The sequence below is a fragment of the Sphingomonas hylomeconis genome, assembly GCF_025370105.1.
Taxonomy (GTDB): domain Bacteria; phylum Pseudomonadota; class Alphaproteobacteria; order Sphingomonadales; family Sphingomonadaceae; genus Sphingomonas; species Sphingomonas hylomeconis.
On sequence record NZ_JANQBK010000010.1, the window covers coordinates 1 to 13028 of the forward strand.

Sequence of the window (13028 nt, forward strand, 5' to 3'; positions counted from 1 at the left end):
CAGCTTGGTGTAGGACAATACCGTGTCCGGCTCGATCCGCTGCGAACCCTCGACGCGCAGCGTCTTGATCTGGCGCACCACCGCCGGCGCGACATTGGCCGGCACCGGCGCCAGCGTCGGCGCGGTCTGCGGGGGGGCGCCCTGCGCGCTCGCCGCGACGGGCAGGCCGGACAGGATCGTGCCCGCCATCAACGCCGTCGTGGCGCGTACGCCGAATTTCGAAACCATGCTTGTCACTATCCCACCCCAAACCGGAGAAATTACGCGGGTCGCCAAAACTAACGCGCCCGCCCTGCCTTACCTACGTCAGCCGATCAAGCCGGCCAGATTCTTCCACAGGCCGAATGCGCCAAGATCGTTGAACGTGACGAACATCATGAACACCAGCAGCGCCATCAGCCCGCCACGATAGGCCCATTCCTGCACCGCCGGATTCACCGGACGCCGCCCTATAGCCTCGATTGCGTAGAAAAACAGGTGGCCGCCATCAAGCATCGGAATTGGCAAGAGATTGATGAACCCCAAGTTAATCGACACGAGCGCGATCAGGAAAACGAATGCTTCCGGGCCGATACTGATCTGTTCGCCGGAAATCTTGGCGATGCGCAAGGGCCCGCCCAGTTCCTTTACCGAGCGGCGACGGCTGATCACCTGTCCCAGTGTCTCGACCATCGTCACGACGATATCGCGCGTCTGGCGCAGAGCGACGACCGGCGCGTCGAGCAGCCCGACCTCGACCAGCACCGGCCTTTCCGGCGCGATGCCGAGAAGCCCGAATTCGTATGTGTTGCCGAACCGATCGACCTGCGCCTGCGTGCCGATCACGACATCACGGCGCTGCGCCGTGCCGGCGCGATCGAAATCGATCTGGACGCGTTCGTTGGCGCGAATCTTCACATAGCGCGATACGTCGTCGAACGTGCCGACGCCACGCCCGCCGAGCGCGGTGATACGATCGCCGGGCTGCAGCCCGGCCTTGGCCGCGGCGCTGCTCGGCACGACCTCGCGCACGACCGGCGGTGTCCGCACGTCGCCGTACAGCAAGGCGAAGCCCATCAGGATCAGGATCGCGAGCAGGAAATTGACCAGCGGGCCGGCGGCGATGATGATCGCGCGCTGCCAAAGCGGCTTGGCCGGGAAGGTCTGCGCACGGTCGGCAGCGGGCAGCGCGAGCCAGGCCGGATCAGTCTGACTCGCGGCATTGAGATCGCCGGCGAATTTAACATAGCCGCCGAGCGGCAGCCAGCTGAACTTCCAGCGCGTGCCGCGCTTGTCGGTCACGCCGAACACTTCCCGGCCGAAACCGATCGAAAACACTTCGGCCTTCACGCCGCACCAGCGCCCGGCCAGGTAATGGCCCATCTCGTGCACGAACACGAGCGGCCCGATCACCAGCACGAACGCCAGGATGGTCAACAACAGGCCGGGGGTCTCGATCAAATTACGCGATCCTTCACAAGCTCGTTCGCTGCAGCACGCGCCCCCGCGTCGATCGCCAGGACCTCGTCCAGCGTCGTCGGCGCGGGCGGGTCATAACGCAGCAACGTATCGGACACGATTGCGGCAATTTCGAGGAAGCCGATGCGCCGCGCGAGAAAAGCCGCCACCGCGATCTCGTTGGCGGCATTCAGGATCGCCGGTCGCGCACCGCCGGCATTGAGCGCATCGCGCGCCAGGCGAAGTGCCGGGAAGCGCATCTCGTCGGGGGCGGCAAAGTCGAGTCGGCCAAGCGCCACCAGATCGAGCGGCTGCATCGGCGTCGCCATGCGGTCGGGCCAGGCCAGGCAATGCGCGATGGGGGTGCGCATGTCGGGTGGACCCAGCTGCGCCAGTACCGATCCGTCGACATAATCGACCAGCGAATGGATCACCGATTGCGGATGGATGACGATCTCGATTCGCTCGTACGGCACCGGGAACAGCCGTGCCGCCTCGATCAGTTCGAGCCCCTTGTTCATGCAGGTTGCCGAATCGACCGAGATCTTCGCACCCATCGACCAATTGGGATGTGCGACCGCCTGTTCGGGCGTCACGATCCGCATCTGTTCTGTCGACCAGTCGCGGAACGGGCCGCCGCTGCAGGTGATTATGATCCGCCGCACGCGTTTGGGCCGGGTCGCGTCGAAGCATTGGAAGATCGCATTATGCTCGGAATCCGCGGGCAGCAGCGTCGCCCCGTGCCTGGCGGCGGCGGCGAGGATGATCTCGCCGGCCGAGACCAGCGGCTCCTTGTTGGCCAGCACGACCGTGCCGCCCTGCTCCACCGCGGCCATCACCGGCTCCAGACCCGCGCAGCCGACGATCGCCGCCATCGTCCAGTCCGCGCCCATCGCCGCAGTATCGAGCAACGCCTGGCGTCCACCCGCGGTCTCGATCCCCGTCCCGGCCAGCCGCTCGCGGAGCGCCGGCAGACAGGTCTCGTCCGCCACCACGGCACGCTGCGCGCGCGTGCGCACCGCCGCCTGCGTCAGTTTCTCGACATCGCCATTGGCGGTCAGCGCCAGCACCTGGAACTTGTCCGGCTCGCGCTCGATCAGGTCGAGCGTGGAGCTGCCGACCGACCCGGTCGCGCCAAGGATGGTGACGGTCTTCATGCGTAGAACCGTGGCAGGATCAGCAACAGCGCAGCAAGCGGCGCGATCGGCACCAGCCCGTCGAGCCGATCGAGCACGCCGCCATGGCCGGGCAGGATATTGCCGCTATCCTTGACCCCTGCCCGCCGCTTCAGCCAACTCTCGTACAAATCCCCCCCCTGCGCCACTACCGCCAATACGGGCGTCGCCAGCGTCATCCGCCAGGGCAGGCCGAACTGGACGTGCAGCAGCATGGCGAACAGGCCGGCGGCGACCACGCCTCCGGCGAGGCCGGCCCACGTCTTGTTCGGGCTGATCGCCGGCGCGAGCTTCGGCCCGCCGATCGAACGCCCGGAAAAATAGGCGCCAATATCGCATGCCCAGACCAGCGCCAGCGTCCAGAAGGCGAACAGCAAGCCGTGATCGGCGCGGCGCAGGAATACCAGCGACAGTACCGGCAGCCCGCAATAGACGATACCCGAGGCCAGGCGCGGCTGGCGCGTGACGATCACGGTGAAGAAGGCGGCGCCGGCGAGCAGCCCCAACGTGAAGAAATAATGCACCTCGATGATCAGCGAGGCCGGCGCCATCGTCGCCAGCGGCACCGACAGCGCGAACTGCGCGACCCGCTTGTTGCGCGCATCGGCCCGTGCGCCCGTGGCAGCAAGATCGGCCCATTCGGCCATCATGAACAGGGCGCCGACAGTGCACAGCACCCAGAAGGCGATACCACCGAGCCACAGCGCTACCGCGGCAACTGCGATCAGCAACACGCCAGTACCCGCCCGGACCGCGAGGTCCGATTTACGTTTTGCCGCGGTCACAGGCCGCCATAACGCCGCTGGCGTTGCGCGAACGTCGCCACCGCTTGGGCTAGTGCCGCGGCGTCGAAATCGGGCCACAGCGTGTCGACGAACAGCAATTCGGCATAGGCCGCCTGCCATAACAGGAAGTTGGACAGCCGCACTTCGCCCGAGGTGCGAATCAGCAGGTCGAGCGGCGGCAGGTCGCGCGTGTCGAGTTCGTGTTCGATCGCCGCATCGTCGATCGCCTCGATCGCGAGCTCGCCTGCGACCGCCTTGGCGGCGAGCCGCCGCGCCGCCGCCGCGATTTCGGCCTGCGCGCCGTAATTGAGCGCGATCGCCAGAATCGGTCCGGTGTTGAACTGCGTCCGCGCGATCGCATCGTCTACCAGTTTGACCAGATCGGGTGCGAAGCGGCGATAATCGCCGATCACGCGCAGCCGCACGTTCTCGCGCGCCAACTCGTCGATATCGCTGCGGATGAAGATGCGCAGCAAACCCATCAGGTCGCTGACTTCCTCTTCCGGCCGCCGCCAATTTTCCGACGAAAAGGCATACAGCGTCATCGCCTCGATGCCCATCGCGCGGCCCGCGCGGGTTACCGCGCGCACCGCCTCGACGCCGGCCTTGTGCCCGGCGACGCGCGGCAGGAACCTCTTCTTGGCCCAGCGCCCGTTGCCGTCCATGATGATCGCGACATGACGCGGCAACGCGCCGCCGCCGACGCGACTTCCCGGGACTGGCTCCGGCGCGATGGCAGGCGCCGCGCTCACTTGCCCAGGATTTCCTTTTCCTTGGCGGTCGCCGCCGCATCGAGCTCGCCGATCGTCTTGTCGGTCAGCTTCTGCACTTCGGTCTCGAGCTTCTTGCGGTCGTCCTCGCCGAACAGGCCCTTCTTCTCGTCGGCCTTGAGCGAATCCATGCCATCGCGGCGCACGTTGCGCGCGGCGATGCGCGCGTCCTCGGCATATTTGCCCGCCAGCTTGGCAAGCTCCTTGCGGCGCTCCTCGGTCAGATCGGGGATCGGCAGGCGCAGCGTGGTGCCGTCAACGATCGGGTTGAGCCCCAGTCCGGCTGAGCGGATCGCCTTGTCGCACGGACCGACGTTCGACTTGTCCCATACCTGCACGGAGATCATCCGCGGCTCGGGCACCGAGACGGTGGCGACCTGGTTGAGTGGCATCTGCGCCCCGTACACTTCCACCGTCACCGGATCGAGCAGCGAGGTCGAAGCACGCCCGGTGCGCAGGCCGGAAAGATCGTGCTTCAGCGCCTCGACCGCGCCGGCCATGCGGCGTTCGAGATCGGCCTTGTCGTATGCGGCCATGTTATTGCTCCTTCTGTACGGTCGTCGAGACGCCTTCGCCGCTCAGCACGGCGGCGAAATTGCCGTGCTCGCGGATATTGAAGACGACGATCGGGATATCGTTGTCACGGCACAGCGAGATAGCGCTGGCATCCATGACCTTCAAATTCTTCGCCAGCACGGTATCGTAGCTGACCGTATCGTAGCGCGTCGCGGTGGGCACGATCTTGGGATCGGCATCGTAGACGCCGTCGACCGAGGTGCCCTTGAACAAGGCGTCGCACTTCATCTCCGCCGCGCGCAGCGCCGCGCCGCTGTCGGTGGTGAAATACGGCTCGCCGACGCCGGCGGCGAAGATCACCACGCGGCCCTTTTCGAGATGGCGTTCGGCCCGGCGGCGGATCACCGGCTCGCAGATCTTGTCCATCGAAATGGCGGACTGCACGCGCGTCGAGACACCGATCTGTTCGAGCGCATTCTGCACCGCGAGCGCGTTCATCACGGTGGCCAGCATGCCCATATGGTCGGCGGTGGCGCGTTCGAAGCCCTTGGCGGCGGCGGCGAGACCGCGGAAGATATTGCCACCTCCCACGACGATGCACAGCTCATAGCCTTGCGCTTTGACGTCGGCGATCTCGCCGGCGACGCGCGCGGTGACGGCGGGATCGATGGCGAGGCCATTCTCGCCCATCAGGACTTCGCCGGATAATTTCAACAGGATGCGGTTGTAGCGGGGTGTCGTCACGGGGGTCCAATATGCTGAAGGCGGGCGGCGCGGACCTTAGTGGTGCGCGGGAGCGATTGGAAGGGCGAAGCGCGGGCGTTGGACGTAAGCGCGGCCCCACCCGGCGCGGCCCCCCTGCGCGGCGTTGCGCAGCACGCCGCCTTGGGTTAATCTCCGCCCGAGGAGTTTCGATCATGGTCCAGCGTTTCCGCTAAGGCGGCACAGCATTGACGGCGGCGCGAGCCGCCACCCAGGACCCTGATATCGAGATTTCCATGCCCAGAATGATTGGCAAGATTTGTGTCGTTACCGGTGCCGCGCGCGGCATCGGCCTCAGCATCGCCGCCCACTTTCACGACGAGGGCGGCAGCGTTATCCTCACCGATATAGATCGCGCCGCCGGCGCCGCCGCAGCGCGGACCATCGGCTGCCACTTCGAGCCGCTCGACGTGCGCGAGGAAGTCGATTGGGCGCGCCTCGCCGAGCGCATTCCGATCGCCGACGTGGTGGTCAACAATGCCGGGATCACCGGCTTCGAGCACGGCGGCGGCCCGCACGATCCCGAACATGCCAGCCTGGCCGATTGGCGCGCGGTTCATGCCGTCAATCTTGACGGCACGTTCCTCGGCTGCCGCTATGCGATCGGCGCGATGAAGCAGCAGGGCACGGGATCGATCATCAACATCTCGTCGCGCTCCGGGCTGGTCGGCATCCCGCTCGCCGCGGCCTATGCGGCGTCCAAGGCGGCGATCCGCAACCACACGAAAAGCGTCGCGCTCTATTGCGCGCAGCAAGGCTGGCGAATCCGCTGCAACTCGATCCACCCGGCGGCGATTCTCACGCCGATATGGGAGCCGATGCTCGGCACCGGCCCGGACCGCGAGGATCGGATGCAGGCCCTGGTTGCCGACACGCCGCTCAAGCGCTTCGGCCAGCCAGACGAAGTCGCCGCGATCGCCGTGCTGCTCGCGTCCGACGAAGCGACCTATATCACCGGCACGGAACTCAACATCGACGGCGGGCTGCTCGCCGGATCGGCCGCCACGCCGGGCTGACAGACCCGATCGGGCCGCACCCGATCAAACGCAAAAAGGGCCGCGTCTTTCGACGCGGCCCTCCTGCTTGATCGCAGCAACCGATCCTCAGACCGGCTGCTTGACGCCCGAAGCGGCAGCGACTTCCGCCGCGAAATCGCTGGTTTCCTTTTCGATGCCTTCGCCGAGCTGGAAGCGGACATAGTCGACCAGCTTGATCGGCTTGCCCGCGGCCTTTGCGGCATTGGCGACGACGTCGGAGATCTTGGTCTTGCCGTCCATCACCAGCAACTGGCTGACCAGCGCGTTTTCCTTGCGGTACTTGGCGATGCCGCCTTCGACCATCTTGGCGATGATGTCGGCCGGCTTGCCGCTTTCGGCCGCCTTTTCGGTGGCGATTGCGCGCTCGCGCTCGATCACCTCGGGATCAAGATCTTCCTCGTTCAGCGCGAGCGGGAAGGCTGCCGCGATGTGCATGGCGATCTGCCGGCCCAGCGCGTTGAGCGTCTCGGCATCGGCTTCGCTCTCGAGCGCGACCAGCACGCCGATCTTGCCCAGGCCCGGCGCAGCCGCATTGTGCACGTACGGCACGACAGCGCCCACGCTCACTTCGAGACGCTTGGCGCGACGGATCGCCTGGTTCTCGCCGATCGTGGCGATGTTGTTGGTCAGCGTTTCCTCGACGGTCTTTTCACCGAGCGAAGCGGCCTTGATCGTGTCGATCGAATCGCCGAGCGCGAGCGCTACCGCGGTCACATCACGCACGAAGGTCTGGAACTGGTCGTTCTTGGCGACGAAATCGGTTTCCGAATTCACCTCGACCGCAGCACCCTTGGTGCCGTTGACTTCGACGCCGACCAGGCCTTCAGCGGCGGTGCGGCTGGACTTCTTGGCGGCGGCCGCGAGGCCCTTGGCGCGCAGCCAGTCGACCGCGGCGTTCATGTCGCCATTCGCTTCGGTCAGTGCCTTCTTGCAATCCATCATGCCCGCGCCGCTCTTTTCGCGCAGATCCTTCACCGCTGCTGCCGTGATCTCGGCCATGTCTCTAATCCTTTTCAGTCTGCAAATGTGACGCGGGCGGGGAAAGGCTCTCGCCCCACCCCGCCCGCTAACTCAGCAAGGTGACGCTTATGCGTCGATCTGGCGCTCGCCTTCGGCGGCCGTTTCCGGCTCGGTCGACGCGGCAGGCGTCTCCGGATCGGCAGCTTCAGCAGCGGCGGGCGCGAAATCGGCTTCCGTCACCGACGTGTCGGCAGCGACCGACGGCGATGCCTCGACCGGGGCAACCGTCAGCGCTTCCTCGACCGGGGGCTGCTCGAGCGCGCCGACGTCGACGTGACGCGCCTGCTGCTCCTGGCCGCCACGGGTCGCGGCAATGGCGATCGCTTCGCAATACAGGCGGATGGCGCGGCTGGCGTCATCATTGGCCGGAACCGGGAAGGCGATGCCATCGGGCGAGACGTTCGAATCGAGGATCGCAACGACCGGGATACCCAGCGTGTTGGCTTCCTTGATCGCCAGCTCTTCCTTGTTGGCGTCGATCACGAACATCACGTCCGGAATACCGCCCATGTCGCGGATGCCGCCCAGCGACAGTTCGAGCTTGTCGCGCTCGCGGGTCAGCTGCAGCACTTCCTTCTTGGTCAGGCCGTGCGTGTCGCCCGACAGCTGCTCTTCCAGCGTCTTGAGGCGCTTGATCGAGCCCGAGATGGTCTTCCAGTTGGTGAGCATGCCGCCCAACCAGCGATGGTTGACGAAATGCTGGCCCGAACGACGCGCTGCGTCCGCGACGGGCTCCTGCGCCTGGCGCTTGGTGCCGACGAACAGCACCTTGCCGCCAGCCGCGGTCGATGCCGCGACGAACTCAAGCGCGCGCGCGAACAGCGGTACGGTCTGCGAAAGATCGAGAATATGGACGCCGTTGCGGTCGCCAAAGATGTAGGGCTTCATCTTCGGGTTCCAGCGATGCGTCTGGTGTCCGAAATGCGCGCCCGTTTCGAGCAACGCCTGCATGGAGACGACTGGTGCCGCCATAGATATTTCCTTTCCGGTTGAGCCTCTGGGAAGCGAGTGATCCATGTGGCGGGTGGAACCCGCCGGACACCGGCTATGTATGCTTCCCATGCGGTGTGAAGGCGCGCCCTTTACCGCGCGCCACGTACGAAATCAAGTGTTGACGGCGGAACATCAGTGGAACATAAAGGGTCCGTAAGCAGGACATGGAACTTTCGAAATCCTCAGGGGGTTTTCGTTCCGATTTCTGCCCGGAATTCTAGGGAGTTGGGCCATGATGACGTTCGTTTCATACCTGCTGTTCGCGACCGCATTGGGAACATCCCTTGCCGTGATGTTCCACACCCTGATGCCGGCGCTTCCGCGTATCATCGCACTGCTGCAGGGTCGTGAAGATGTCGCCGCGATGCCGCACCTCGTGCTCAGGGATCGTCGGTCGTCGTCGCGGGCGCGACTGGCCCAGCCGCAGACGGCACCGGCGCAGCGCGCAGCCGCTTGATCCGGGAGTAGGACCGCATGCTGAACGGCACGGACAGGAAATAGGCTGCCGCGAGCAGCGATACGGTGTGCCACGGCGCCGAGATGATCGCCGCCCCCACCAGTACCACGACCGCCAGCGCTTCGAACCGCACATGCCGCCGCAGCTTGAGCGACCCCCAGGAATAGGTTGCGATGCTGGAGATCATCAGCACGGCGACCAGCGCCACCCACGGCGCGACGAGCAACGGCGAGCGGAACACCGCTTCGCCGGTCCACACCCAGAAAAACAGCGGTAGCATCGCCAGGCCGGCCCCTGCCGGTGCCGGCACCCCGGTCAGGAACCCGGCGGATTTGTGCGGCTGCTCGGTCTCGTCGATCTGCGCGTTGAACCGCGCCAGGCGCAGCGCACAGAATACCGCGAGCACCAGCGAACATAGCCAGCCGAGCCGGGGCAGGTCCTTCAGCGACCACAGATACATGATCAGCGCCGGCGATACGCCGAACGAGATCACGTCAGCCAGCGAATCGAGCTCGGCCCCGAACCGGCTTTCGCCCTGGAGCAGGCGTGCGATCCGGCCATCGAGCCCGTCCAGCACAGCTGCGATGACTATCATCAGCACCGCAATCTCGAAATTGCCCGAGATGGCGAACCGGATACCAGTCAGACCCGAGCACAATGCCAGGGCCGTGATGGCGTTGGGTGCGACGGCGCGGAGCGGCAGGCCTCGCGGCTTGCGTGGCAGGGGGCGCCTCATGCGCGCGTCACTGTGCGATGCCGGTAGGCACGGTGCCGCCGACCCGCCCGAGCACGGTCTCGCCGGCAACGCTGCGCTGGCCGAGGCATACCTGGCAGGCGACATCGTTGGGCAGGAACACGTCCACGCGGCTACCGAAGCGGATCAGCCCGACGCGCTGGCCGGTCGCGACCATGTCGCCCGGCTTCACGAAACCGAGAATACGGCGGGCGAGCAGCCCGGCGATCTGCGTGAATCCGACGCGGCGCCCGTCCTTGCCCTCGACGACGATATGCTGGCGCTCATTCTCCTCGCTTGCCTTGTCGAGATCGGCATTGAGAAATTTGCCCGAAATATACACGACCTGCCGGATCGTACCCGCGATTGGCGTGCGGTTGATATGCACGTCGAACACCGACATGAAAATCGACACGCGCACCAAAGGCGCATCGCCCAGGCCGTTTTCGCCGGCCAGTTCGCGCGGCACAGGCATCCGCTCGATCATCGTGATCAGCCCGTCGGCCGGCGCGATGATCAGGTCCTCACCCTGCGGTGTGGTACGCACCGGATCACGGAAGAACGTCACGACCCAGGCCGTCACGCCGAGCAGTGGCCAGAACAGCACGTTGGAAATCATCCAGGTACCCAGCAGCGTGACCGCCAGTGCGACGAGCACATATTTGCGCCCCTCGGGATGCATATCAGGGAACCGCCATTTAACGGTAGTCGTCGCCAGCGGCGGCTTGTCTAGGGATGCCATAGGCTTCGTTCTACCGCTCGCGTCACCGACTGACAACGTCCCTTGCCCACCCGCCGGTCGCCCTGCGGACATCCGGGAGGTTGATCCGTTCGCGCCTTGCTCCTAGACGCTTGGCCAAACCTCCCCCTCACGGAAAGAGCATCATGGCGAAGATCAAGGTAAAGACGCCTGTCGTGGAAATCGATGGCGATGAGATGACGCGGATCATCTGGCAGTGGATCCGCGAGCGCCTGATTCTCCCCTATCTCGATATCGATCTGGAATATTACGACCTCGGCATGATGAGCCGCGACGGCACCGACGACAAGATCACCGTCGACAGCGCCAAGGCGATCCAGAAGTATGGCGTCGGCGTGAAGTGCGCGACGATCACCCCCGACGAGCAGCGCGTCGAGGAATTCGGCCTCAAGAAGATGTGGAAGTCGCCCAACGGCACGATCCGCAACATCCTCGGCGGCACGATTTTCCGCGAGCCGATCGTGATCAAGAACGTCCCCCGCCTGATCCCGGGCTGGACGCACCCGATCGTCGTCGGCCGTCACGCGTTCGGCGATCAGTATCGCGCGACCGATTTCCTCGTCCCCGGCCCCGGCAAGCTGCGGATGGTGTTCGAGGGCGACGACGGCAAGGTCATCGACCAGGAAGTGTTCCAGTTCCCGTCGCCGGGCGTCGCGATGGCGATGTACAATCTCGACGATTCGATCCGCGATTTCGCACGCGCCTCGATGCATTACGGCCTCAACCTGAAGTGGCCGGTGTACCTGTCGACCAAGAACACGATCCTCAAGGCCTATGACGGCCGATTCAAGGACCTGTTCGCCGAGGTGTTCGAGAGCGAATTCAAGGACAAGTTCAAGGAAGCGGGCATCGTCTACGAGCACCGGCTGATCGACGACATGGTCGCCTCGGCGCTCAAGTGGCACGGTGAATTCGTCTGGGCGTGCAAGAACTATGACGGTGACGTCCAGTCGGACCAGGTCGCGCAGGGCTTCGGCTCGCTCGGCCTGATGACCTCGGTGCTGCTCACGCCGGATGGCAAGACGGTCGAGGCGGAAGCCGCGCACGGCACCGTCACGCGCCACTTCCGCCAGCACGAGCAGGGCAAGGCGACGTCGACCAACCCGATCGCGTCGATCTTCGCCTGGACCGGCGGGCTCAAGTATCGCGGCAAGTTCGATGGCACGCCTGAGGTGACCAAGTTCGCCGAGACGCTCGAGCGCGTCTGCATCAAGACGGTCGAGGACGGTCACATGACCAAGGATCTCGCGCTGCTGATCGGCCCCGAGCAGCCGTGGATGACGACCGAGCAGTTCTTCGAGCAGGTCCGCGTGAACCTCGAAGCCAAGATGGGCGAGATCACCGGCTGATCGTTCACATCCGCTCGCCGGCATCCGGCGAGCGGATATGTTCCGGGCGGACGCCCATGCCGATCAGGCGGGCGGGGATGCGCCGCAGCAGGCTGAAGCGATCGAGCAGCCGCGCCGCCAGCGGCTGTCGCTTCAGCGGTTTGGTCGACCGCAGCAACGGCGCGATGATGCGGTCCTGGATCAGTCGTTGTGCGCCCTGCGTCAATCGTACGGCCGGCATCCGTCGCTGACGTACCCTGTCCAGCAGTTGGTCGGGGTGTGCGCCGGCCGCCATCGGGCCTGCGAGAATGTTCGCCGCGGCGACCGCATCCTGGATCGCCAGATTGATCCCCACCCCGCCGATCGGTGACATGGCGTGCGCGGCATCGCCGATCACCAGCAATCCCGGCCGGTGCCAGCGCCGCAGGCGATCGACCGTCACGGTCAGCAGCTTGATCTGCGCCCAGTCGGTGATCGCTTGATCGACCCCTGCGGTTTCCGGGCCGACCGCGCGCACGCGATCGCGAAACGCCGCCAACCCCTCGGCCTTGATCTGCGCCGCGCGCCCTTTGGCGAAGACGAAGGCGCATTGCCAATACGCACCGCGGTCGATCAGCACGAACAGCCGCCCGCTATCGGCGATCCCCAGCGTATCGTTGTCCCGCCCCGGCGTCTTGGGCAGCCGAAACCAGAACACGTCCATTGGCGCGCCGATGTCGGTCGCGGGCAGATCCGCGCGGAACGATGAATCGCGCCCGTCACAGGCGATCACCAGTCGGGCGCGGAGCTCCTCCCCGGTCGCGGTCAGGACGCCCGCGACGCGCCCGCCATCCTCGATCAGGGCGAGCGCCTCGCATCCCTGGCGCAGCGTGAAGGCCGGGTAGCGCCGCGCCGCGCCGGCAACGAAATCGAGGAACGTCCATTGCGGCATCAGCGCGATATAAGGTGCAGGCACATCCAACCTGCGGAAGTCCGCCAGCCGCAGCGCCTGCCCCGCCACCCGCGCCCCGAGTTGTGCGATCTTGTCGTGCGGCCGCTCGAGCAAGGCGGACAACAGCCCAAGTTCGTCGAACAGCCGCAAGGTCGACGGATGCACCGTGTCGCCGCGGAAGTCGCGCAGGAAGTCGCCGTGCTTCTCCAGCACCATCGTCGTCACGCCGGCGCGCGCAAAGAGCAACCCGGCCATCATGCCGGCAGGCCCCCCGCCGACAATAAGGACATCCGTCTCGCGCATGGGCTGACATTGTCTCCAGTT

The 13028-nt window shown here is 65.6% G+C and carries 14 protein-coding genes; 2 read left to right on the forward strand and 12 right to left on the reverse strand.

What is annotated here, in order from left to right:
• From NV401_RS12350 to pyrH, 7 genes are all read right to left on the reverse strand, one after another.
• Window positions 1-228: hypothetical protein (locus NV401_RS12350; RefSeq protein WP_261294738.1), on the reverse strand; the 228-nt coding region annotated here is incomplete at its 3' end.
• Between the two features lie 78 nt (window positions 229-306).
• The gene (gene rseP / locus NV401_RS12355) at window positions 307-1440 is read right to left on the reverse strand and encodes an RIP metalloprotease RseP (protein ID WP_261294739.1); all 1134 of its coding nucleotides are present in this window, start codon (window positions 1438-1440) and stop codon (window positions 307-309) included.
• Complete coding sequence (locus NV401_RS12360) at window positions 1437-2594, reverse strand: 1-deoxy-D-xylulose-5-phosphate reductoisomerase (protein ID WP_261294740.1); 1158 nt, start codon at window positions 2592-2594, stop codon at window positions 1437-1439. The genes rseP and NV401_RS12360 overlap by 4 nt, the downstream gene beginning before the upstream one ends.
• A complete protein-coding gene (locus NV401_RS12365) occupies window positions 2591-3397 on the reverse strand; it encodes a phosphatidate cytidylyltransferase (RefSeq protein WP_261294741.1) in 807 nt (268 codons plus the stop codon). Before NV401_RS12365 ends, NV401_RS12360 begins: the two co-directional genes overlap by 4 nt.
• Window positions 3394-4149, reverse strand: a complete 756-nt coding sequence (locus NV401_RS12370; protein WP_380816765.1) for an isoprenyl transferase — start codon at window positions 4147-4149, stop codon at window positions 3394-3396. Before NV401_RS12370 ends, NV401_RS12365 begins: the two co-directional genes overlap by 4 nt.
• Window positions 4146-4703, reverse strand: coding sequence for a ribosome recycling factor (gene frr, locus NV401_RS12375; protein ID WP_261294742.1), 558 nt, complete (start codon window positions 4701-4703; stop codon window positions 4146-4148). The genes NV401_RS12370 and frr overlap by 4 nt, the downstream gene beginning before the upstream one ends.
• Before the next feature lies 1 nt (window position 4704).
• The gene (pyrH, locus tag NV401_RS12380) at window positions 4705-5427 is read right to left on the reverse strand and encodes a UMP kinase (RefSeq protein WP_261294743.1); all 723 of its coding nucleotides are present in this window, start codon (window positions 5425-5427) and stop codon (window positions 4705-4707) included.
• A 254-nt stretch (window positions 5428-5681) separates the two neighbouring features.
• On the opposite strand from pyrH, the gene NV401_RS12385 reads away from it, so the two are divergent.
• Window positions 5682-6461, forward strand: a complete 780-nt coding sequence (locus tag NV401_RS12385; protein WP_261294744.1) for an SDR family oxidoreductase — start codon at window positions 5682-5684, stop codon at window positions 6459-6461.
• Window positions 6462-6548: 87 nt separating this feature from the next.
• Here the strand turns inward: NV401_RS12385 and tsf are convergent, their stop codons facing one another.
• The 4 genes from tsf to NV401_RS12405 all read right to left on the reverse strand — a co-directional run bounded on the left by tsf (window position 6549) and on the right by NV401_RS12405 (window position 10427).
• Window positions 6549-7481, reverse strand: a complete 933-nt coding sequence (tsf, locus tag NV401_RS12390; protein WP_261294745.1) for a translation elongation factor Ts — start codon at window positions 7479-7481, stop codon at window positions 6549-6551.
• A gap of 87 nt (window positions 7482-7568) precedes the next feature.
• Window positions 7569-8474: a 30S ribosomal protein S2 gene (rpsB, locus tag NV401_RS12395; RefSeq protein WP_261294746.1), complete on the reverse strand. Its 906-nt coding sequence runs from the start codon at window positions 8472-8474 to the stop codon at window positions 7569-7571.
• A gap of 401 nt (window positions 8475-8875) precedes the next feature.
• Window positions 8876-9688: a CDP-diacylglycerol--serine O-phosphatidyltransferase gene (gene pssA / locus NV401_RS12400; protein ID WP_261294747.1), complete on the reverse strand. Its 813-nt coding sequence runs from the start codon at window positions 9686-9688 to the stop codon at window positions 8876-8878.
• Between the two features lie 7 nt (window positions 9689-9695).
• Window positions 9696-10427, reverse strand: a complete 732-nt coding sequence (locus tag NV401_RS12405) for a phosphatidylserine decarboxylase (RefSeq protein ID WP_261294748.1) — start codon at window positions 10425-10427, stop codon at window positions 9696-9698.
• A 143-nt stretch (window positions 10428-10570) separates the two neighbouring features.
• Here NV401_RS12405 and NV401_RS12410 point away from each other — a divergent pair, with 143 nt between their 5' ends.
• Window positions 10571-11794 (forward strand): NADP-dependent isocitrate dehydrogenase, encoded by a 1224-nt coding sequence (locus tag NV401_RS12410; RefSeq protein ID WP_261294749.1) that lies wholly within the window; start codon window positions 10571-10573, stop codon window positions 11792-11794.
• A gap of 4 nt (window positions 11795-11798) precedes the next feature.
• Here the strand turns inward: NV401_RS12410 and NV401_RS12415 are convergent, their stop codons facing one another.
• Window positions 11799-13007 carry an FAD-dependent oxidoreductase gene (locus tag NV401_RS12415; RefSeq protein WP_261294750.1) on the reverse strand — a complete coding sequence of 403 codons (1209 nt, stop codon included), beginning with the start codon at window positions 13005-13007 and terminating at the stop codon, window positions 11799-11801.
• Between the last annotated feature and the right edge of the window lie 21 nt (window positions 13008-13028).

Excerpts from the sequence above, each read along its gene's own strand:
- NV401_RS12415 (WP_261294750.1), bottom strand. The coding sequence starts at position 13,007 with ATGCGCGAGACGGATGTCCTTATTGTCGGCGGGGGGCCTGCCGGCATG.
- tsf (WP_261294745.1), bottom strand. The coding sequence starts at position 7,481 with ATGGCCGAGATCACGGCAGCAGCGGTGAAGGATCTGCGCGAAAAGAGC.
- NV401_RS12360 (WP_261294740.1), bottom strand. The coding sequence starts at position 2,594 with ATGAAGACCGTCACCATCCTTGGCGCGACCGGGTCGGTCGGCAGCTCC.
- frr (WP_261294742.1), bottom strand. The coding sequence starts at position 4,703 with ATGGCCGCATACGACAAGGCCGATCTCGAACGCCGCATGGCCGGCGCG.
- NV401_RS12410 (WP_261294749.1), top strand. The coding sequence starts at position 10,571 with ATGGCGAAGATCAAGGTAAAGACGCCTGTCGTGGAAATCGATGGCGAT.
- NV401_RS12405 (WP_261294748.1), bottom strand. The coding sequence starts at position 10,427 with ATGGCATCCCTAGACAAGCCGCCGCTGGCGACGACTACCGTTAAATGG.
- rpsB (WP_261294746.1), bottom strand. The coding sequence starts at position 8,474 with ATGGCGGCACCAGTCGTCTCCATGCAGGCGTTGCTCGAAACGGGCGCG.
- pssA (WP_261294747.1), bottom strand. The coding sequence starts at position 9,688 with ATGAGGCGCCCCCTGCCACGCAAGCCGCGAGGCCTGCCGCTCCGCGCC.
- NV401_RS12385 (WP_261294744.1), top strand. The coding sequence starts at position 5,682 with ATGCCCAGAATGATTGGCAAGATTTGTGTCGTTACCGGTGCCGCGCGC.